At 60.2% G+C, this 18,146-nt stretch carries 22 protein-coding genes; 10 read left to right on the top strand and 12 right to left on the bottom strand.

Features of this window, described 5'->3' with window-relative positions:
• Positions 1 to 12 precede the first annotated feature (12 nt).
• Both ACR0J1_RS05410 and ACR0J1_RS05405 read left to right on the top strand, forming a co-directional pair.
• Positions 13 to 423 (top strand): F0F1 ATP synthase subunit epsilon, encoded by a 411-nt coding sequence (locus ACR0J1_RS05410; protein ID WP_480731198.1) that lies wholly within the window; start codon positions 13 to 15, stop codon positions 421 to 423.
• A gap of 111 nt (positions 424 to 534) precedes the next feature.
• Positions 535 to 885, top strand: coding sequence for an H-type lectin domain-containing protein (locus ACR0J1_RS05405; RefSeq protein WP_480731196.1), 351 nt, complete (start codon positions 535 to 537; stop codon positions 883 to 885).
• A 172-nt stretch (positions 886 to 1,057) separates the two neighbouring features.
• On the opposite strand, the gene ACR0J1_RS05400 is transcribed toward ACR0J1_RS05405, so the two are convergent.
• Positions 1,058 to 2,077, bottom strand: coding sequence for a ribose-phosphate pyrophosphokinase (locus tag ACR0J1_RS05400; protein WP_480731194.1), 1,020 nt, complete (start codon positions 2,075 to 2,077; stop codon positions 1,058 to 1,060).
• Between the two features lie 108 nt (positions 2,078 to 2,185).
• Here ACR0J1_RS05400 and ACR0J1_RS05395 point away from each other — a divergent pair, with 108 nt between their 5' ends.
• Positions 2,186 to 2,788, top strand: a complete 603-nt coding sequence (locus tag ACR0J1_RS05395; RefSeq protein ID WP_480731193.1) for a DsbA family protein — start codon at positions 2,186 to 2,188, stop codon at positions 2,786 to 2,788.
• Positions 2,789 to 2,873: 85 nt separating this feature from the next.
• Here ACR0J1_RS05395 and ACR0J1_RS05390 read toward each other — a convergent pair whose 3' ends face one another.
• The 7 genes from ACR0J1_RS05390 to ACR0J1_RS05360 all read right to left on the bottom strand — a co-directional run bounded on the left by ACR0J1_RS05390 (position 2,874) and on the right by ACR0J1_RS05360 (position 9,023).
• Positions 2,874 to 3,908 (bottom strand): threonine aldolase family protein, encoded by a 1,035-nt coding sequence (locus ACR0J1_RS05390; protein WP_480731191.1) that lies wholly within the window; start codon positions 3,906 to 3,908, stop codon positions 2,874 to 2,876.
• Positions 3,908 to 4,381, bottom strand: a complete 474-nt coding sequence (locus ACR0J1_RS05385; RefSeq protein ID WP_480731189.1) for a YcgN family cysteine cluster protein — start codon at positions 4,379 to 4,381, stop codon at positions 3,908 to 3,910. The genes ACR0J1_RS05390 and ACR0J1_RS05385 overlap by 1 nt, the downstream gene beginning before the upstream one ends.
• A complete protein-coding gene (locus tag ACR0J1_RS05380; RefSeq protein WP_480731187.1) occupies positions 4,378 to 5,310 on the bottom strand; it encodes a bifunctional riboflavin kinase/FAD synthetase in 933 nt (310 codons plus the stop codon). Before ACR0J1_RS05380 ends, ACR0J1_RS05385 begins: the two co-directional genes overlap by 4 nt.
• A gap of 61 nt (positions 5,311 to 5,371) precedes the next feature.
• Complete coding sequence (locus ACR0J1_RS05375) at positions 5,372 to 5,815, bottom strand: MaoC family dehydratase (RefSeq protein ID WP_480731186.1); 444 nt, start codon at positions 5,813 to 5,815, stop codon at positions 5,372 to 5,374.
• 101 nt (positions 5,816 to 5,916) lie between these two features.
• Positions 5,917 to 6,792: an HAD family hydrolase gene (locus tag ACR0J1_RS05370; protein WP_480731184.1), complete on the bottom strand. Its 876-nt coding sequence runs from the start codon at positions 6,790 to 6,792 to the stop codon at positions 5,917 to 5,919.
• Between the two features lie 230 nt (positions 6,793 to 7,022).
• Positions 7,023 to 7,943, bottom strand: a complete 921-nt coding sequence (locus tag ACR0J1_RS05365; protein WP_480731183.1) for a manganese-dependent inorganic pyrophosphatase — start codon at positions 7,941 to 7,943, stop codon at positions 7,023 to 7,025.
• Positions 7,944 to 8,042: 99 nt separating this feature from the next.
• Positions 8,043 to 9,023 (bottom strand): TraB/GumN family protein, encoded by a 981-nt coding sequence (locus tag ACR0J1_RS05360; RefSeq protein WP_480731181.1) that lies wholly within the window; start codon positions 9,021 to 9,023, stop codon positions 8,043 to 8,045.
• 91 nt (positions 9,024 to 9,114) lie between these two features.
• On the opposite strand from ACR0J1_RS05360, the gene ACR0J1_RS05355 reads away from it, so the two are divergent.
• From ACR0J1_RS05355 to ACR0J1_RS05330, 6 genes are all read left to right on the top strand, one after another.
• Positions 9,115 to 9,789, top strand: coding sequence for a DUF2161 domain-containing phosphodiesterase (locus ACR0J1_RS05355; RefSeq protein ID WP_480731179.1), 675 nt, complete (start codon positions 9,115 to 9,117; stop codon positions 9,787 to 9,789).
• Positions 9,790 to 9,942: 153 nt separating this feature from the next.
• On the top strand, positions 9,943 to 10,230 hold the full coding sequence (locus tag ACR0J1_RS05350; RefSeq protein WP_480731177.1) for a co-chaperone GroES: 288 nt from the start codon (positions 9,943 to 9,945) through the stop codon (positions 10,228 to 10,230).
• Positions 10,231 to 10,284: 54 nt separating this feature from the next.
• On the top strand, positions 10,285 to 11,928 hold the full coding sequence (gene groL / locus ACR0J1_RS05345; RefSeq protein WP_480731175.1) for a chaperonin GroEL: 1,644 nt from the start codon (positions 10,285 to 10,287) through the stop codon (positions 11,926 to 11,928).
• A 180-nt stretch (positions 11,929 to 12,108) separates the two neighbouring features.
• A complete protein-coding gene (locus ACR0J1_RS05340; RefSeq protein ID WP_480731173.1) occupies positions 12,109 to 12,963 on the top strand; it encodes a DMT family transporter in 855 nt (284 codons plus the stop codon).
• A gap of 16 nt (positions 12,964 to 12,979) precedes the next feature.
• On the top strand, positions 12,980 to 13,753 hold the full coding sequence (locus ACR0J1_RS05335; protein ID WP_480731171.1) for an alpha/beta fold hydrolase: 774 nt from the start codon (positions 12,980 to 12,982) through the stop codon (positions 13,751 to 13,753).
• Positions 13,750 to 14,901, top strand: a complete 1,152-nt coding sequence (locus ACR0J1_RS05330) for an alpha-D-ribose 1-methylphosphonate 5-triphosphate diphosphatase (protein WP_480731169.1) — start codon at positions 13,750 to 13,752, stop codon at positions 14,899 to 14,901. Before ACR0J1_RS05335 ends, ACR0J1_RS05330 begins: the two co-directional genes overlap by 4 nt.
• A 65-nt stretch (positions 14,902 to 14,966) precedes the next feature.
• Here the strand turns inward: ACR0J1_RS05330 and ACR0J1_RS05325 are convergent, their stop codons facing one another.
• The 4 genes from ACR0J1_RS05325 to ACR0J1_RS05310 form a co-directional block, all read right to left on the bottom strand.
• Positions 14,967 to 16,034 (bottom strand): 5-(carboxyamino)imidazole ribonucleotide synthase, encoded by a 1,068-nt coding sequence (locus ACR0J1_RS05325; RefSeq protein WP_480731167.1) that lies wholly within the window; start codon positions 16,032 to 16,034, stop codon positions 14,967 to 14,969.
• Between the two features lie 2 nt (positions 16,035 to 16,036).
• Entirely contained in the window at positions 16,037 to 16,792 is a 756-nt protein-coding gene (locus tag ACR0J1_RS05320) for an NAD(P)-binding domain-containing protein (RefSeq protein ID WP_480731166.1), read from the bottom strand.
• A complete protein-coding gene (gene purE / locus ACR0J1_RS05315; RefSeq protein ID WP_480731164.1) occupies positions 16,789 to 17,274 on the bottom strand; it encodes a 5-(carboxyamino)imidazole ribonucleotide mutase in 486 nt (161 codons plus the stop codon). The genes ACR0J1_RS05320 and purE overlap by 4 nt, the downstream gene beginning before the upstream one ends.
• 64 nt (positions 17,275 to 17,338) lie before the next feature.
• Complete coding sequence (locus ACR0J1_RS05310; RefSeq protein WP_480731163.1) at positions 17,339 to 17,563, bottom strand: YdcH family protein; 225 nt, start codon at positions 17,561 to 17,563, stop codon at positions 17,339 to 17,341.
• A gap of 165 nt (positions 17,564 to 17,728) precedes the next feature.
• Between ACR0J1_RS05310 and ACR0J1_RS05305 the strand changes: the two genes are divergently transcribed.
• Positions 17,729 to 18,142 carry an Hsp20 family protein gene (locus ACR0J1_RS05305; protein WP_010441788.1) on the top strand — a complete coding sequence of 138 codons (414 nt, stop codon included), beginning with the start codon at positions 17,729 to 17,731 and terminating at the stop codon, positions 18,140 to 18,142.
• Positions 18,143 to 18,146: the final 4 nt, after the last annotated feature.

Below are 18,146 nucleotides of genomic sequence, written 5' to 3'. Positions count from 1 at the left end.
GGAGCACACCTGATGGCAAACACGATGCAATTCGACCTCGTCAGCCCCGAGCGAAGCCTAGCTTCGCTTGAGGCCACCGCGGTCCAGATTCCCGGCGCGGACGGGGACATGACGGCGATGCCCGATCATGCCCCCACCATCACAACGCTGCGCCCCGGTCTGCTCAAGGTCGAGGCACCCGCAGGGTCCAGCGAATACCTGGTCACCGGCGGGTTTGCCCAGATCAACGGCGACAGCCTGTCGGTTCTGGCTGAAAAGGCCATACCGGTTGGTGAAGTGACCCGGTCTCATCTGGACGACCTGATCTCCGAGGCCCGCGCTTCGCACGAAGCGGCAAAGGCGAGCGAAGATCAGTCCATCGTCGACGATGCCGCCAAACTGTTGGCCGACATGGAAGCCCTTGGGACACATATGAGCCTGTAAGGGTTCAGTTTAATCAATCCGAAACGGCCCTGCATTGCGGGGCCGTTTTTTTGTCGTGATTTTGTCAAAGGCGCGGGGTAAGCTGCCGGAATTGAATGAAAAGACGACAAAATGAAGAAGTTTCACACCCATCCCATCGGAATTGATCAGGGCGAGACTGTCCTATTCTCGGATTTCGTCGATGGCGGGGAAATGTGGACCGGTGACGGACCGCGTGAGCGGCGTTCGACCATTCGTTTCAGCGAGGCGTTCCGGTCGGTTCCGGTTGTGCAGATCGGTGTGTCGCTCTGGGATGTAGATACATCCTCGGCCATGCGTTCCGAGATACAGGCTGAGAACATCACGTCGCTTGGCTTTGACGCCGTATTTCGTACGTGGTCCGACACGCGGATTGCGCGCATCCGGGTTGCCTGGACGGCAATCGGTGAACTGGCTCATGAGGATGACTGGGTGATTTCCTAACCCGGTTACACCGCAAGACAGCCGATGTTTTCTGATAATTTCCGGGATCGACGGTAAACGGTTTCTTGAAAAGAAACCGAGCCTGAAACTTTCAAAGTTTCAGGCCCGCTGTGCAGATAGCTCTGCGATTTGGAAACTATCTTAGGGCAGGGCGCGAGACGCCCGCTCTGGATTAGTCCATATGGTAGAGCGACTCATAGATCGGCGTCAGCGTCTTATCCTCGAACAGCGATGAGACACTTGTGCCGTTCCAGATATTGAGAATCGCCTGGGTAAAGATCGGCGCGGTCGGAACGATGCGGATATTGGGGGCTTTTGCCACCTCGGGCGTTGGCTGGATCGTGTCGGCAAGAACCAGAGATTTCATCACGGACTTCGTCACGCGTTCAACTGCAGGGCCACTCATGACGCCATGGGTGATATATGAATGCACCTCTTTCGCACCATTGTCGACCAGCACCTGAGCTGCTTTGCACAGCGTCCCCGCGGTATCGCAGATGTCATCGACGATCAGGCAGATCTTGCCTTTCACATCCCCGATGACGGTCATTTCGGCCACTTCGCCCGCTTTCTCGCGGCGCTTGTCAACAATCGACAGCGGGGCGTTGATGCGCTTGGCCAGTTCCCGCGCGCGCGCCACGCCGCCGACATCGGGCGAGACCACCATCAGATCATCCATCTGATCCTTGAACTGCTTCTTCACATCCAGCGCAAAAATCGGTGAAGCATAGAGGTTGTCGACCGGCATATCGAAGAAGCCCTGAATTTGGGCCGCGTGCAGGTCCATGGTCAGAATACGTTCAATCCCTGCACCGGTCAGCATGTTGGCCACCAGCTTGGCGCTGATGGGCGTGCGGGCTTTAGTGCGGCGATCCTGACGGGCATAGCCGAAATAGGGGATCACTGCCGTGATCCGCTGCGCTGAGGACCGGCGCAGGGCGTCGGCGATGATCAGCAACTCCATCAGGTTGTCATTGGCCGGGTTCGAGGTCGGTTGGATGATGAACATATCCTCACCGCGTACGTTCTCGAAAACCTCGACGAAAATCTCGCCATCATTGAAGCGTTCGACCCGGGCATCGACCAGACCCTGATCGACGCCGCGGTGCAGGCTCATGCGGCGGGCAATGGTTTCGGCAAGCGGAAGATTGGCGTTCCCAGCGATAAGCTTGGGTTCGTGAAGTGTCGGCATCGGCTGATTATCCCCGGGCAGCAATGGCAATATGACAGATTCGTGATGGTCACACCGCTTAGCACGGGTCTACAGTCCCGCAAAGGCAACGCAGCGGAGAAAGTGCAGATGACCCAGATTGACTACTTTTTTGCGACACTATCGCCCTTCACATACCTGGCGGGCACGCGGCTAGAGGAGGTCGCGGCCAAACACGGGGCGACGATCAACTACAAGCCGCTGGACATCATGGGATTGTTCAGCCGGACCGGGGGCACCCCGCCCAAGGATCGCCATATATCGCGCATCGAATACCGCGCACAGGAACTGCTGCGTCGGTCAGAAAATCTGGGGATGGCTTTCAACCTGCAGCCTGCGCATTGGCCAACCAACGCCGCGCCCTCGTCTTATGCGATCATCGCGGCCATTCAGGACGGGTCGGGCGATGTGGGACAGCTCTGTCATTCCTTCCTGCGCGCCTGCTGGGCAGAAGAGAAAGACATCGCCGAGGACAGCGTGATCCGTGATTGCCTGGCCCGGGCCGGGTTTGACCTGAACCTGGCTGACAGCGGCCTGCTCACTGGCGCTGAGACCTATTCGGCCAATCTCGAAGAAGCCGTAGACCGCGGCGTATTCGGCGCCCCCTTCTATATCACGCCCGATGATCAGAGGTTCTGGGGGCAGGACCGCCTGGACGACCTCGACCGCCACCTCGCAACGCTCAGAGACTAGAGCAGATCCCCTGCTTCATCTGGCCAGAAATATCCCGGGGGAGCCCAGCCCGCAGGGCTGGGCCGGGGGCAGAGCCCCCAATCGCCTAAAGCAAGGACAAAAACCGATCGACCTGATCTGCCGGCGTAGACCAGTCGCAAACCAGACGGCATGCCAGCATCTCATCCTCGTCCGGACCATCCAGCGTATCGCCCCACAGGTGATAAACCGCGCCTGCCTCATGCAGCTTGCGATGCAGACGGCGAGGGAAGCGGACAAAGATTATGTTAGCCTGCGGCTCGTGCAGGAAACTTGCCCCGACCGCGCGCAAACCCTCTGCCAAACGGGCGCAGCTGGCATTCGCCTGCCGCGCCGAGCGCCGCCACAGATCGTCCCGCAGATAGGCCGCCATTTGCGCAGACAGATAGCGGTGCTTGGAAAACAGATGCGCTCCGCGTTTGCGGCGCAATTCAAACTCCCAGGCCCTGCTTTCGTCAAAAAACACAACCGCCTCGACCCCCATCAATCCGTTCTTGGTGCCGCCGAAACTGACCGCATCAACACCGGATTTCCACGTCATCTCGGCCGGAGAGCAGTTCAACGCGACCAGGGCATTGGTGAACCGTGCCCCATCCATATGAACGGGAAGCGAGAATTTCTTGGCCACCCCGCACAGCGCCTGCAGTTCTTCCAGCGTGTATACCGACCCGCGCTCGGTCACCTGCGTGATCGAAACCGGGCCGCGTTGCGGGCCATGCACACCTCGGGTCTCTTCGCCCTCGATGGATCGGCGCAACGCGTTGGGTGTCATCTTGTCGCCGCCGGGTACAAGGGTCAGCTTCGCCCCGCTGTAGAACTCGGGCGCATTGCATTCATCTTCGTGGATATGCGCGACCGGAGAGCAGAACACAGTCTCCCATGGCTGTGATAGCGTGGCCAAAGCCAGCGAATTTGCCGCCGTTCCTGTCGCCACCAGATACACCGCCGCGCCGGGGGCCTCAAAGAGCCCCCGTATCCGATCACGCACCTCGTTCATCAGCACATCCGCGCCATAGGCCATTTGATAGCCCTCATTGGCCTCGGCCAGCGCAACCAGAACTTCGGGGTGAACGGGCCCGGAATTGTCAGAGGCAAAATGCATCAGCTCGGCTCCTCGATGATGTAATCTTCCCATTCTTCCATGGGGGTCTCGAATTCAGACACGGTGCGCCCCTGCACGGATACGCCAGCGGCATGAACGCTGTCCGGCGTACCAGATATCAACGGATGCCAGTCGTAAAGAGGCTTACCCTCCCACAACAGCCGATAGGCGCAGGTCTGTGGCAGCCAATAGGCGTGGTTGTCGATGTTGTCGGGGCGCATCACGATGCATTCGGGTACGAATTGATGCCGGATGTCATACTGAGTGCAGCGGCAGCTTTCGTCATCCAGCAGGCGGCAGGCGACACAGGTCAGGGCAACCTCGCCCGTGTCCTCATCTTCTAGCTTGTTCAGGCAGCATTTGCCGCACCCATCACACAGCGCCTCCCACTCTCGCGGGTTCATCTTCTGCAGCGGCTTACGCTCCCAGAAGCGCGGGGCCAGCCCGCCGCGGTCGATGGGGTCTTTGGTCATTGGGCCGCCAAAAGCGCGCGGGCGCGGGCGCAATCTTCGTTCATCTGTGCAATAAGCCCATCAAGATCGTGGAACGTCATCTCAGGGCGCAGATAGTCCACCAGAGCCACCGAGAGCGTCGCGCCATAAAGGTCGCCGGAGAAATCGAACAGGAACGTTTCGATATTGGGGATTTCGCCATGGAACATCGGGCGTGTCCCGACCGAGGCGGCACCATGATAACTGCCCCGATGCGGGCCATCCAGAACGTCCACCAGCACGGCATAAACGCCGAATTTGGGCGGATGCAGCCCTTCGATGGACATATTGGCGGTCGGAAAGCCAAACTCGCGGCCACGCTGTTCGCCACCCACGACTTCACCTTCAATTCGGTGCCAGTGACCCAGCATCGTGGCGGCATCGCGCGGTCGGCCTTCAGACAAGGCTGTCCGGATCGCGGTGGACGAGACCACATTCTCCGACCGTTCCATCAGCGGTGCAATCGTGACACCAAAGCCCATCCTTTCACCGAACCGTTGCAGGTCCTCAGGCGTGCCGCTGCGCCCTTTGCCAAAGCAGAAATCGGCCCCAACAACCACATGCGCCAATCCCAGCCCGTCGCAAATCACGTTGCGCGCAAATTCCTCGGGCGTTAGCCCAGCCAAAGCCGCGTTGAATGGCAGTTCATAGAGCTTCCGAACACCCAGTTTCTGCAGCCGGTGCGCGCGGGCATTACCGCGCATCAGACGAAAGGGCGGGGCGTCCGGCGCGAAATATTCACGCGGATGCGGCTCAAAGGTCAGAACGCCCAGCGGGGCCCGGAGGTCTGCCCTGCGCGCCAGTTCAATGACCGACTGATGCCCAAGATGAACCCCGTCAAAATTCCCGATGGCGACGCTGGCACCCTGGTCTTCCGGCTCGACAAACTGAAAGTCACGTATGATCTGCATGAAGATTGCCTAGCGGGACTGCACGGCAGGTTCAAGCTGCAGATCGGGGGTGGCTGCGAGATCAGTCGAACTTGCGGCTTGGGGCCAGCACCATCGCCTCGCCTACTAATACCTTCTTGCCATCGACGGCGCAGTGGCAATCCAGTTTCACGCGGCGTTTGGCAAAGTCGATGTTGATCACCTTGACCTCGGCATAGACCATGTCCCCGGGGCGCACCGGGGCGAGGAATTTAAGCGACTGCCCCATATAGACGGTACCATGACCGGGCAGCTGCTCGCCGATGACGGCCGAGATCAGTCCCGCAGTCAGCATGCCGTGCGCGATCCGGCCCTCAAAAATCGTATCTCGGGCATAATCATCGTCCAGATGCACCGGATTGCGGTCCGTTGAGACCTGGGCAAACATCTCAATATCCTCGTCCGTCACCACCTTGCGCAGGTGTCGGGACATGCCCATTTCGATGTCTTCGATACAAATCGTTCCGCGCGGAAGGTTGTCCAACATGCTTCCCTCGTTTGAGATCTTGCGGGCAACAAAAGACCATCAAAAGTCACCCTTCGGCAACTTTATTGCTTCGCAACTGCAGAAAATCAAGTTTTTTCTGACTAGCGTAACCTGCCGATTGAAAAGGTTGGACTGATATTTTCCTTTTCATTGTGGTGTCTTAGCGCGTCCTCATCCGGGTGGTGCGACGTCTTGGTCTCTGCTGCCGCCAGCCCGCCGGTGATGAACAGGGTGTCAATCCCTTCGCCCATCCCGCCCGTGATATCGGTTTGGGGGCCGTCCCCGATGGCCAGAATCTCGGAATCACCGATATCGACGCCAAGCGCCGTCAGCCTGCGACGCGCCAGATCATAGATCGGAGGGTGGGGTTTGCCGAAATACAGGCTTTCACCGCCCATATCCGTATAGAGCCGCGCCAGCGCCCCCGCACACCATTCCCGGGTCTCGCCCCGGTCCACGACAATGTCGGGGTTGGCGCAGAGCAGTTTCATGCCCTTTTGCTTGGCATACAGAAAGTCGGGCCGGTTCACCGCCGGATCGGCCATCGGATCAAACGGGCCGCAGCACACGATGCCTTCTGCCTCATCCAGTGGCACGCGCTCGATGTGAATTGGATGATCCAGAATTTTCAGGGGTTCAAAGAAACCTGCGTCGCGCTGCCACTCGCCCATGAAGTAGACCTTCTCGCCCACCGCCCCTCGAAACATCGCCGACCGCGCCGAGTCGCCGCTGGTTGCAATCGTGTCATAGGCATCCTTGGGGACGCCGAACTGCGCAAGCTGTTCGGCCACTCCTGCGCGCGGCTTCGGAGAGTTCGTCACCAGCACGGCAATTCCGCCCGAGTGCCGATATGCTTGCAAGGCGGCAACGGCTTCAGGATATGCCGTGATACCGTTGTGAACACAGCCCCAAAGATCGACGAATAGCGCTTTGTAGTTGTTTGAAATTTCGGCAAGGGAAGAGATGATCCGGGTCATAGGCCCCTCATGTGACATTGGCTGCGAGATATCCAAGCCTATGGCAGAGCCTGCCCCGTTTGGCCAGAGGGGGCTCTGCCCCCGACGCGGCAAGCCGCGTCTCCCCCGGGATATTTAGGGCCAGATGAAGCAGGGGATCCGTCCTTCATCTGGCTATAAATATCCCGGAGCGCGAGGCAGAGCCTCGCAAATAGAAAAGGCGTCCGCCTGGGACGCCTTTGGGATTGGGATCAAACTTTGAGGTTCGGGATAATCTGCTTTTTCCGGCTCATGATGCCGGGCAGGACGACGGCGTCGCCCTCGACGGATGCGCCAAAGCTCTTTTCGGCGACGCCTTTCACCAGATCGTTGGGCACCAGCAAGGTGGCTTCTTCGTTCAGGATGTCTACGACAAACAGCAGGACCTGATCCACGCCGTCCTCCGCAGCAACGTCAACCATCGACGCAGCGAGGCTGTCCTTGCGGTCCAGCACGACGCCCGGTGCGGTGGTTTCCAGTACCGAGACGCGGAATTTGGTGCCGTCGACCTCGTATTCCTTGCTGTCCATACGGATCAGTTCGGCGTCCGAAAAGGAGGACACGTCAGACTTTGCTGCGAACATATCCGCAGCATAGGAGGAGACGTCCAGTCCCAGATCGGCGGCCAGTTTCTCGGCCACGGCGCGATCATGCGCGGTGGTGGTGGGTGAGCGGAATTCCAGAGTGTCCGACAGGATGCAGGTCAGGGCGGCGCCTTTGACGGCGTCGGGCATCTTGGCTGCATCCTCACCGATCAGGTCGATCATGATTGTTGCCGTGCAGGCCAAGGGGCGCACAGTGATATCAATCGGGCCTTTGGTTTCCAGGCCGCCGACCAGCTTGTGGTGGTCGATGATGGCGCGGATATCGGCACTGTTGATGCTGGCTGGCAGTTCCGCGGGGTTGTTGGTGTCGACGATGACAACCGGAGCGCCCTCGGCCACGTCTTCGATGATCTGCGGCTTGGGCAGGTCCCAGCGTTGCAGCATGAAGTTGGCTTCGGTGTTGGGCTCACCCAACAGAACCGGAGTGGCTGCCTCGCCTTTGATCTCGTTCAGGTACCAGGCCCAGAGGATGGGCGAGCCGGTCGAGTCGGTGTCAGGGGATTTGTGACCAAGAACTTGGATTGTCATGTCTGCGCCTTGAAGGAATGTGGATTTGCGCGCCTTATAGGGCGGTCAATCGTGCTTGTCACCCGCAAGCCGACCTGCTGCGACCCTTGGTCTGAAATCTTAGAACGGGGCGCGTTCCAACGTGTATCCGGCGTTCTGCAACTGGTTCAGCAACCCGTACTCATTGTTAAGATGCCCGGCTCCGACCGCGATCACGACTGTCTGATCTTTCAGGCCCAGAATCTTCTTCATCCAATTGGCGTTGCGTTGCACCAAGAGCTGATCTTCGAAGCTTTGCCATTCGGCGTCAAATTCTTCGGGCGTTAACCCGGATGCCTCAAGGCCCTGCAGCTTGGCAAGCTCGATGATCAGGGCGTGTTGTTCGTCGAGATATGTGTTGGCCATGGTGATCATCTGATCATCGCCGGCCTGCAATGCGCCGGCCAGTCTGGTCAGCGAGGCCACCTGTTCCTCAAGCGAGTGACTGTCGAACATGGCGATCAGGTCGTCGATACGCTCAAGCGAGAATTGCGGAATGTCGTGCTGTTCGGCCAGTTCGGTCAGGCGGGTGTCCATACCGCGGTCGAAATCGGGCGTGTCCATCAGGCAAGGCGGGATGCCCAGCATCATGCTTAGGAACCACGGGCGCATCTTGGCGGCCATCCAGCCCGGGATGCCCCGTTCGGCCAGCGTGGCAGAGAGCGCGGCCCAGTCTTCCTCGGGCATCAGGTCAATCAGCGTGGGCCCCGAGGTGATCAGAACCGGGCTGAAATCATTGGCCAGATCACGCTCGAACGCATCCATCTCGGCCTGTGTGACTTCGAAATAGAAGGCATCGGTGGTGCTGAGGGTCGGGGTGAGCCGGTCGATCACCGCCCCCATGCGCGGGTCATTGGTGTGCAGGGTTCCGATCAGATGCAGAACCGTTTCGCCCTTTCGCGCAATCCAGTGATTGCCTTCAGGGAAGGGAATTGCGCTGACGGTCTGGTCCAGTTCGGCCCTGATCTCGGGCGATAGGTCCAGCCTCAGGTCGCGCCCGTCGCAAGCGGCGTGGGCGGCGAGGGGTAGCAGAAGGCCGAGGCAAAGGCTGATAAGGCGCATTGGGTCTCTTTCGTGGGGCAAGCGTCTGGCACAAGGCTTATCTTTGTGTCTGACGGCTGGCAATCCGTGTGAAACCGCATAGCATGGCGGCATGAAACGCGAGCAGGACCTATACCCCCCGATCAAAGCCCTGCTGGAACGGCAGGGCTATACCGTTAAGGGTGAGGTTGGCGCCGCTGACATCGTAGCTATGCGCGATGGTGCAGATCCGGTCATCGTCGAACTCAAACTACGGTTCAGTCTCGCGCTGTTTCATCAGGCGATTACGCGGCTGAAAGTTACCGATCAGGTTTATCTTGGGGTATGCAAACCCACGGGGCGCAGCGCGCGTCGGGCGTTGAAGGACAATCTGGCACTCTGCCGCCGGTTGGGTCTGGGGCTGATCACCGTGCGCGCAGATGGCGTGGTCGAGGTGCAATGCGATCCGGGGCCTTACGCGCCGCGCAAAAGCAAGACCCGAACCATGCGCCTGCTGCGCGAGTTTGAGCGGCTGCAGGGCGATCCGAATGCAGGTGGCGCGACCCGGCATGGGATCGTGACCGCCTACCGTCAGGATGCGCTGAAATGTGCCGCGCATCTGGCCGAGCACGGCGCGACCAAGGGCGCTGCGGTCGCACATGCCACAGGTGTAAGTACAGCAACCCGGGTGATGTATGACAATCACTATGGTTGGTTCGACAAGGTCGACAAGGGTGTCTATTGCCTGACCGAAGCCGGGCAGGAGGGCCTGAAGCACTGGGCCTATAGCTGGGATCAGCCTGATTGAGGCCCAAGGCCGGAAAAATCCTTCACAGCTTGTTGACTCGGGGATTTGGACTCCCTAGCTATGCGGCGTTATCACTCGATAAGCATGAGTGCTAACGCCTCGCCGGTCGGCGAGGGGAGGATTAACAAACTTTGAGCCCAAGGAGCTGCAAAGATGGCATTGAAACCGCTTCATGACCGCGTGCTGGTTCGCCGTACCGAAAGCGACGAAAAAACCGCAGGCGGGCTGATCATTCCCGATAGCGCAAAAGAAAAGCCCAGCGAAGGCGAGGTTGTTGCAACCGGCGAAGGCGCGCGCAAGGACAGCGGCGAGCTGATCGCAATGGCTGTAAAAGCTGGCGACAAGATCCTGTTCGGCAAATGGTCGGGCACCGAGGTTCAGGTTGGCGGCGAAGAGCTGCTGATGATGAAAGAAAGCGACATTATGGGGATCATCGAGTAAGCCGCGCGCTTCCTCTGATCTTCATTTCACTACATTTTCTCAAGGAGAGACAATATGGCTGCTAAGGACGTCAAATTCGACACCGATGCCCGTAACCGTATGCTGTCAGGCGTGAACATCCTGGCCGACGCTGTCAAAGTGACCCTGGGCCCCAAAGGCCGCAACGTGGTTCTGGACAAATCCTTCGGCGCACCGCGCATCACCAAAGACGGTGTTTCGGTTGCCAAGGAAATCGAACTGGAAGACAAGTTCGAAAACATGGGCGCGCAGATGGTGAAAGAAGTCGCCAGCCGCACCAATGACGAAGCCGGTGACGGCACCACCACCGCGACCGTTCTGGCACAAGCCATCGTTCGCGAAGGTCTCAAGCAGGTTGCAGCTGGCCTGAACCCGATGGACCTGAAGCGCGGCATCGACCTGGCAACTGCCAAGATTGTCGAAGGCATCAAAGACGCCTCGCGCGAAGTCAAAGACTCGGCAGAAGTTGCACAGGTCGGCACCATCTCGGCCAACGGCGAAGCCGAGATTGGCCAGCAGATCGCAGACGCGATGCAGAAGGTTGGCAACGAAGGCGTTATTACCGTCGAAGAAAACAAAGGTCTGGAGACCGAGACCGATGTTGTCGAAGGTATGCAGTTCGACCGTGGCTACCTGTCGCCTTACTTCGTCACCAATGCAGACAAGATGATCGCAGAGCTCGATGACTGCATGATCCTGCTGCACGAAAAGAAACTGTCCTCGCTGCAGCCGATGGTTCCGCTGCTCGAGCAGGTGATCCAATCGCAGAAGCCTCTGCTGATCATCGCAGAAGACGTTGAAGGCGAAGCGCTGGCGACTCTGGTTGTCAACAAACTGCGCGGCGGCCTGAAAATTGCTGCTGTCAAAGCACCGGGCTTCGGCGATCGCCGCAAAGCCATGCTGCAAGACATCGCAATCCTGACCGGTGGTCAGGTCATCAGCGAAGATCTGGGCATGAAGCTCGAGTCCGTCACCATGGACATGCTGGGTACCGCCAAGAAAATTGAAATCACCAAAGACGAAACCACCATCGTCGACGGTGCTGGCGAGAAGGCCGAGATCGAAGCACGTGTTGCTCAGATCCGCACTCAGATCGAAGAAACCTCGTCGGACTACGACCGTGAAAAGCTGCAAGAACGCGTTGCCAAACTGGCAGGCGGTGTTGCTGTTATCCGCGTCGGCGGCATGACCGAAGTTGAAGTGAAAGAGCGTAAGGACCGTGTGGACGATGCTCTGAACGCGACCCGCGCTGCTGTGCAGGAAGGTGTCGTTGTGGGCGGTGGTGTTGCGCTGGTTCAGGCCGGTAAAGCGCTGGAAACTCTGGAAGGTGCAAACCCCGACCAGAACGCTGGTATCAACATCGTTCGTAAAGCAATCGAATCGCCTCTGCGTCAGATTGCCGAGAACGCAGGTGTTGACGGTGCGGTTGTTGCGGGCAAGGTCCGCGAATCCGCTGACGCTGCCTTTGGCTTCAACGCGCAGACCGAAGAATATGGTGATATGTTCTCGTTCGGCGTGATCGATCCGGCCAAAGTTGTCCGTACCGCTCTGGAAGACGCGGCGTCGGTTGCTGGCCTGCTGGTCACCACCGAAGCGATGGTTGCCGACAAGCCCGCCAAAGAAGGCGCGGCACCTGCCGGTGGCATGCCCGACATGGGCGGCATGGGCGGCATGATGTAAGCTGCTTAAGCCCTTTGTGCTTACGGATGGGGTCGCCTTCGGGCGGCCCCGTTTCGTTTGGAATGGCCGCTGCGCGGCCATGCCTCCGGCGGAAGTATTTTTGAACAGAAGAAGGTCGGAGTGTTTCTGCCTGCAGGAAAGTGAGTGTGCAAACTCGGTTGAAATCGCTATGCCGTTGATATGCGACTGTTTCTGCTGACCGCCCTGACCATGTGCGCCTTTGCGGCGAATTCGATTCTGAACCGGCTGGCGATTGACAGCGGTGCCAGCGATCCAGCCGGTTTTGCGGTGGTGCGGGTGGCCTCGGGAGCGTTGGTACTGGCGGCCCTGGTTTTTGCGCGGGGCGGGGCCATGCCGCTGCGCGACAGGCGACGGGTTGTGGGGGCTGGGGCTTTGTCTCTCTATATGATCGGGTTTTCGGTGGCGTATCTGACGCTGGATGCCGGGCTGGGGGCGTTGATCCTGTTCGGAGTGGTGCAGATCACCATGTTCGCGGCGACCGCCTTGCGCGGCACTGCCCCGACCGGTCGTCAACTGGCGGGGGCGGGGATTGCTCTGGCGGGATTGACCTATGTCCTGTGGCCGTCGGGCACGGTTCAGGTTAATCCGGTGGGGGCCGTGTTCATGACGACTGCCGGGGTTGGGTGGGCCGTCTATTCGTTAGTTGGAAGGTCCGAGCCGGATGCTCTGGCCGGGACTGCGGCCAATTTTGTCGTGGCGTTGCCAGCCACAGCGCTGGTCTTGTTCGCAATGGTGGGCGATTGGCACATGACAGGCGCGGGGTATATGTTGGCTGCTTTGTCGGGCGGCGTGACTTCGGGGCTGGGTTATGCGCTTTGGTACCGGGTTCTGCCCCGGCTGACACCCGCTGTCGCCGCGGTTGTGCAGCTAAGCGTGCCGGTTATCGCCATCGCCGCCGGCGTCGCGCTTTTGGGTGAGACGGCCAGTCTGAGGCTGTTGCTAGGTGCGGGGCTGGTTCTGGGCGGGATTGCGCTGGCCGTGCTACGCCCGGGGGCTTTCATCGCGCGGCGATAGGCCTTATCTGGCGCGCATGAGACTTCTGTTCGCCCTGATCCTATTCCTCGTCCCTGCCGCAGCGCAGGCCAAATGCGTGATCCTGCTGCATGGGCTTGCCCGTACCGAGGCGTCCTTTTCCGTCATGGATCAGCTGTTCAAGGCCCATGGGTATTCGGTTGTGCGCCCCGGTTATCCGTCGACCGATCTGCCGATCCCGGATCTCGCCAACCAGACCCTGCCGGACGCCTTCGCAGCCTGCGGCGATGAGACGGTGAACGTGGTGGCGCATTCGATGGGCGGCGTCCTGCTGCGCTATTGGTTGCAAGAACACCACCCCGAGAACCTGGGTCGCGTCGTCATGTTGGGCCCGCCCAACCAGGGCAGCCAACTGGTCGACGAGTTGGGCGCGTGGGAGGTGTTCGGCCTGTTGAACGGCCCGGCCGGGCTGGCGCTGGGCACCGGCCCCGAGGGCATTCCGCGCAAGCTGCCGCCGGTGGATTTCGAACTGGGCGTGATCGCGGGCGAAAACTCTCTGAACCCGCTGTTTTCATCGCTGATTGATGGCCCGGATGACGGAAAGGTCTCGGTCGAGACGACCAAGGTCGAGGGCATGGCGGACCATATCGTGCTGCCGGTGACGCACACGTTCATGATGAACAACCCCCAGGTCATGGCGCAGACCCTTCATTTCATCGAATTCGGCCGGTTCGACCCCGAGATCACGTGGCTCGATGGGGTGCAGGATATCATTGACCAGATCTGCATCGGGCAGGACTGCTCGGAACCCGCGTCGGAGCCCTCGCAATGAGCAGACTGGAACTGACCTTCACCGGGGCAGAGATTCTGTTGCCGGATCGGGGGATGACCAATACCGACCTGACCATCGCCGACGGCACCATCAGGACTGAACGGGCAAATCGGAAGATCGATTTGTCAGGCTACATCGTTCTGCCCGGCATCGTCGACCTGCACGGGGACGGCTTTGAACGCCACATCGCACCCCGTCGCGGGGCCATGAAGCAGATGGATCAGGGAATTCTGGCTGTCGAGGCGGAACTGGCTGCCAATGGAATTACGACGGCTATTCTGGCGCAGTTCTACAGTTGGGAGGGCGGCGTGCGCGGCCCGGATTTCGCCGGTCAGGTTTTTGATGCTATCGCCTCGGTCAAAGACGACGTTGTGACCGACCTGATCCCGCAGTTGCGGTTTGAAACCCATATGCTGGACGACTACCAGGGCCTGCCCGACCGCGTGGCCAACTGGCAGATACCTTACGTGGTCTTCAACGACCACCTGCCGCATGACCGGCTGGCGCAAGGTCGCACACCGCCCCGCCTGACCGGGCAGGCGCTGAAGGCGGGGCGCAGCCCCGAGGCGCATCTTGCGATGTTACAGGCCATGCACGCGCGCAAGGTCGAAGTTCCGTCCGCGCTTACGGCGCTGTGTGCGGACCTGTCCCGGCAGGGCGTCCGTATGGGCAGCCATGACGATGCCACCGCTGAAACCCGCGCATGGTGGCGGCAGCGCGGCGCATCGATCGCAGAGTTTCCCGAAACGCTCGAAGCCGCCGAGGCCGCCCGGGCCGCCGGAGATCACATCATTCTTGGCGCGCCGAATGCCGTACGCGGAGGCTCGCACAAGGGGAACGCCAGCGCGCTGGACCTAATTGCAATGGGGCTGTGCGATGCGCTGGCCTCGGACTATCATTACCCGAGCCCGCGCCGCGCCGCGCTGATGCTGGCGAAAACGGGCCTTCTGGATATGACAGGTGCCTGGGCGCTGGTCTCGTCTGGTCCGGCTCGTGTGTTGGGGCTGGCCGACCGGGGCACGCTGGCCGAAGGAAAACGCGCCGATCTGGTGATCCTCGACGCCACCACCCACCGCGTCGCCGCAACGCTGGCCGCAGGCCGCGTCAGCTATATGTCCGGCGATATCGCGACGCGCTTCTTGGCCTGAGCGCGCCAGTTCTTCTTCTGTTCAAAAATACTTCCGCCGGAGGCATCGCGCGCCAGCGCGATCTCTCAGCGCAAAACCCGGTTAAAATGCCCCATCTTCCGGCCCGCCTTGACCTCGGCCTTGCCATAGAGATGCAGCGCCACGTCGCGCTCGCGCGCCAGATCAGGCACGCGGTCCATATCGTGACCGATCAGGTTTTCCATCACCACGTCGGTATGCCGCTGCCCGTCGCCCAAAGGCCAACCCGCGACGGCGCGGATATGCTGCTCGAACTGGTCCACGGCGCAACCATTCTGCGTCCAATGGCCCGAGTTATGCACCCGTGGTGCGATCTCGTTCACGATCAGGCCCTGCGGTGTGACGAATAGCTCAACCCCCATGACGCCGACATAATCCAGCGCGTTCAGGATGTTGGCTGCCAGCAGCACCGCATCGGTCCGTTGCGCCGGAGACAGGCGCGCCGGAACCGTGGTTGTGTGCAGAATCCCGTCCCGATGCACGTTTTCGCCGGGATCGAAACAGGCCACCTGACCGTCCAACCCCCGGGCCGCGATGACCGAGACCTCATGGGTGAACTCCACAAACCCCTCAAGAACCGCAGGCGCGCCAGCCATATCGGCCAGTGCAGTTTCGGCATCCTCAGGCGCGTGCAACCGTGCCTGCCCCTTGCCGTCATAGCCGAAACGCCGGGTCTTCAGGATGGCGGGTGTGCCGATCTCTTCGACCGCAATCCGCAGACTGTCCAGATCCGTGATGTCGGCAAACGGGGCGGTCTTCAGACCCAGCCCTTGCAGGAAGTTTTTCTCCGTCAGCCGGTCCTGACTGACCCGCAGGGCCTCGCGTCCGGGGCGGATCGGGCGGTGTGCCTCAAGGATGTCCAGCGCCTGCGTCGGGATGTTCTCGAACTCATAGGTGATGACATCGACCGCATCCGCGAAGGTTTTCAGCGCCTGCGCATCATCATAGGCAGCGGTTGTGACGCGATCGGCCACCTGCCCGGCGGGCGGGTTGGCGCCGGGCTCAAAAATATGGGTCTTGAACCCCAGCCGGGCCGCCGCAACTGACAGCATCCGACCGAGCTGACCACCGCCCAAGATCCCGATCGTTGCGCCGGGGGTGAGCATATCTGCCATCGTCACGTCTCCAATCGTTTGCCAATCGCGGTCAGAGCGGCGCGCAACGAATCATGCGCCCCCTCGGACTGCAGGGTATCCGTCATCTGAAGGCTCAGCGTGCCCTCGGTCGCCAGCGCGTCGCGTTCCTTTGCCAACTGACCAGCTTGCCCCTTATGCATTGTCGCCAGAAAGCCCGACATAAGCTGCGTGGTATAAAACTCCGCCCCGTCCTTGTCGCCGGTCTGACTGGCCAGCCAGTCGGCCCCTGTCGCCATCAGGTCCAGCAGGCCGGGCACCATGGCGCAGATGGCAAAATGGGCGTTCAAGGCCGCCTCATCCGCGACCCTCACCACGGGGTTTTCGGGTTCAAAAAGATCGGCCAGCAGGTGATCATTGCCATAGGCGGCCAGAGGGCAACCACCGCTCTGCAAAAAGCCAAGTGGAATGGTCTGAACGAAATCCGACGCAGGTGCGCAGAGGGTTGAAAGCTGCGCCTCTGACACCGCGGCCATCACCGAAACGATCTGCTGATCCGCGCGAAAGGTCAGCGGGGTCAGCACATCTGCTGCAACCTGAGGCCGCAGGCAGAGGAAAACGATATCCGAGGCGTCGATTACCTGCTGAGGGGTGCCGACACCGCCCCCAAGCTCTGCCTGCAGGGCCGACGAGACCTCTGCATTGCGCTCGGTGACATGGATGTCATGACCTTTTGCAGCCATCAGCCGTGCGATCGGAGCCGCGATGTGGCCGGTGCCGATCAGGCCGATACGACTCATCCCTGTGGTTCCTCGGGGATCGAGGCTGACAGGGCCTCGCGCCAGGCCTCCAGCCGGTCGGCCAGGGCCACGTCCTGCAACGCCAGGATGCCCGCCGCCATCAGGCCAGCATTCGCCCCACCGGCTGATCCGATGGCCATGGTCGCGACCGGAAAGCCCTTGGGCATCTGCACGATGGAATAGAGCGAATCCACGCCCGACAGCGCCCGCGTCTGCACCGGTACGCCGATCACCGGCACCCGTGTTTTCGATGCCATCATTCCAGGCAGATGCGCGGCCCCTCCGGCTCCGGCGATGATCACCTGCAAACCGCGTGAAACTGCAGTCTTGCCATAGTCCCACAAGCGGTCGGGTGTCCGATGCGCGGATACGATGCGCGCCTCGTAAGCCACGCCCAATTCATCCAGAATATCGGCTGCCTCTTTCATCGTGGGCCAATCCGACTCGCTGCCCATGATGATCCCTACTTTGACGTCGCTCATCCGTCTTGCCCCTGCCTTCGGAAAGAGCGCGCACTATAGCCAAATCCGGTTCCGAGGCAATGCGTCAGGCGATGATATCGGGGGTCAGACGGTCTTCGATCAGGCGGATAATGTCCTTGAGCCGCAGTTTCTCTTTTTTCAACCGCTTCAGGGTCAGCTGATCCGCCGTGCTCTTGTCATGCAAGGCCGCAATCGCTTCGTCCAGATCGCGGTGTTGGCGGCGAAAAACCTCCAGTTCCACACGCAGGACTTCGTCGGTTTTCATCGAAAGATCGGTGGGCGCGTTCATGGGCGACTCAGTGTTTCAAGTAGTGCTTGTTGCACAAGATAGTGTGTCAGGGTTTATCCGGCCAGCCCTTGTGGACATCCCTGTATCTTCCCATATTCTATACCACGCGGTTGCCGATGATGGGGCCGCAGAATACGTCGCTTTGACAATGAAGGACGAAAATACGTGTCGAAACTTACCTTGGGCTCATACCCGCATCTTTTGGGGTTCGAGCAGTTGGAACGTCTTCTGGAACGGTCTGCAAAGGCCGGTAATGAAGGCTACCCGCCCTATAATATCGAGCAGACCTCGGATTTTTCCTATCGCATCACCCTGGCCGTGGCCGGGTTCGCGGAAGAGGACCTGTCGATAACCATCGAGGATCGCCAACTGGTGATCCGGGGCCGTCAACGCGACGACAGCGAGGGGCGCATCTTCCTGCACCGCGGCATCGCGGCACGCCAGTTCCAGCGCATGTTCGTGCTGGCTGACGGGGTCGAGGTGGGCGAGGCGATCATGGAAAACGGTTTGCTGCATGTGGACCTGACCCGCGCCGTGCCGGAAACCGTGGTGCAAACGATCAACATCAAGAAGGGGTAAGAGC

This window comes from Ruegeria sp. CJ3 (assembly GCF_056536725.1).
The sequence above is the reverse complement of the archived record's forward strand: the minus strand, read 5'-3'. Positions and strand labels throughout refer to the sequence as shown.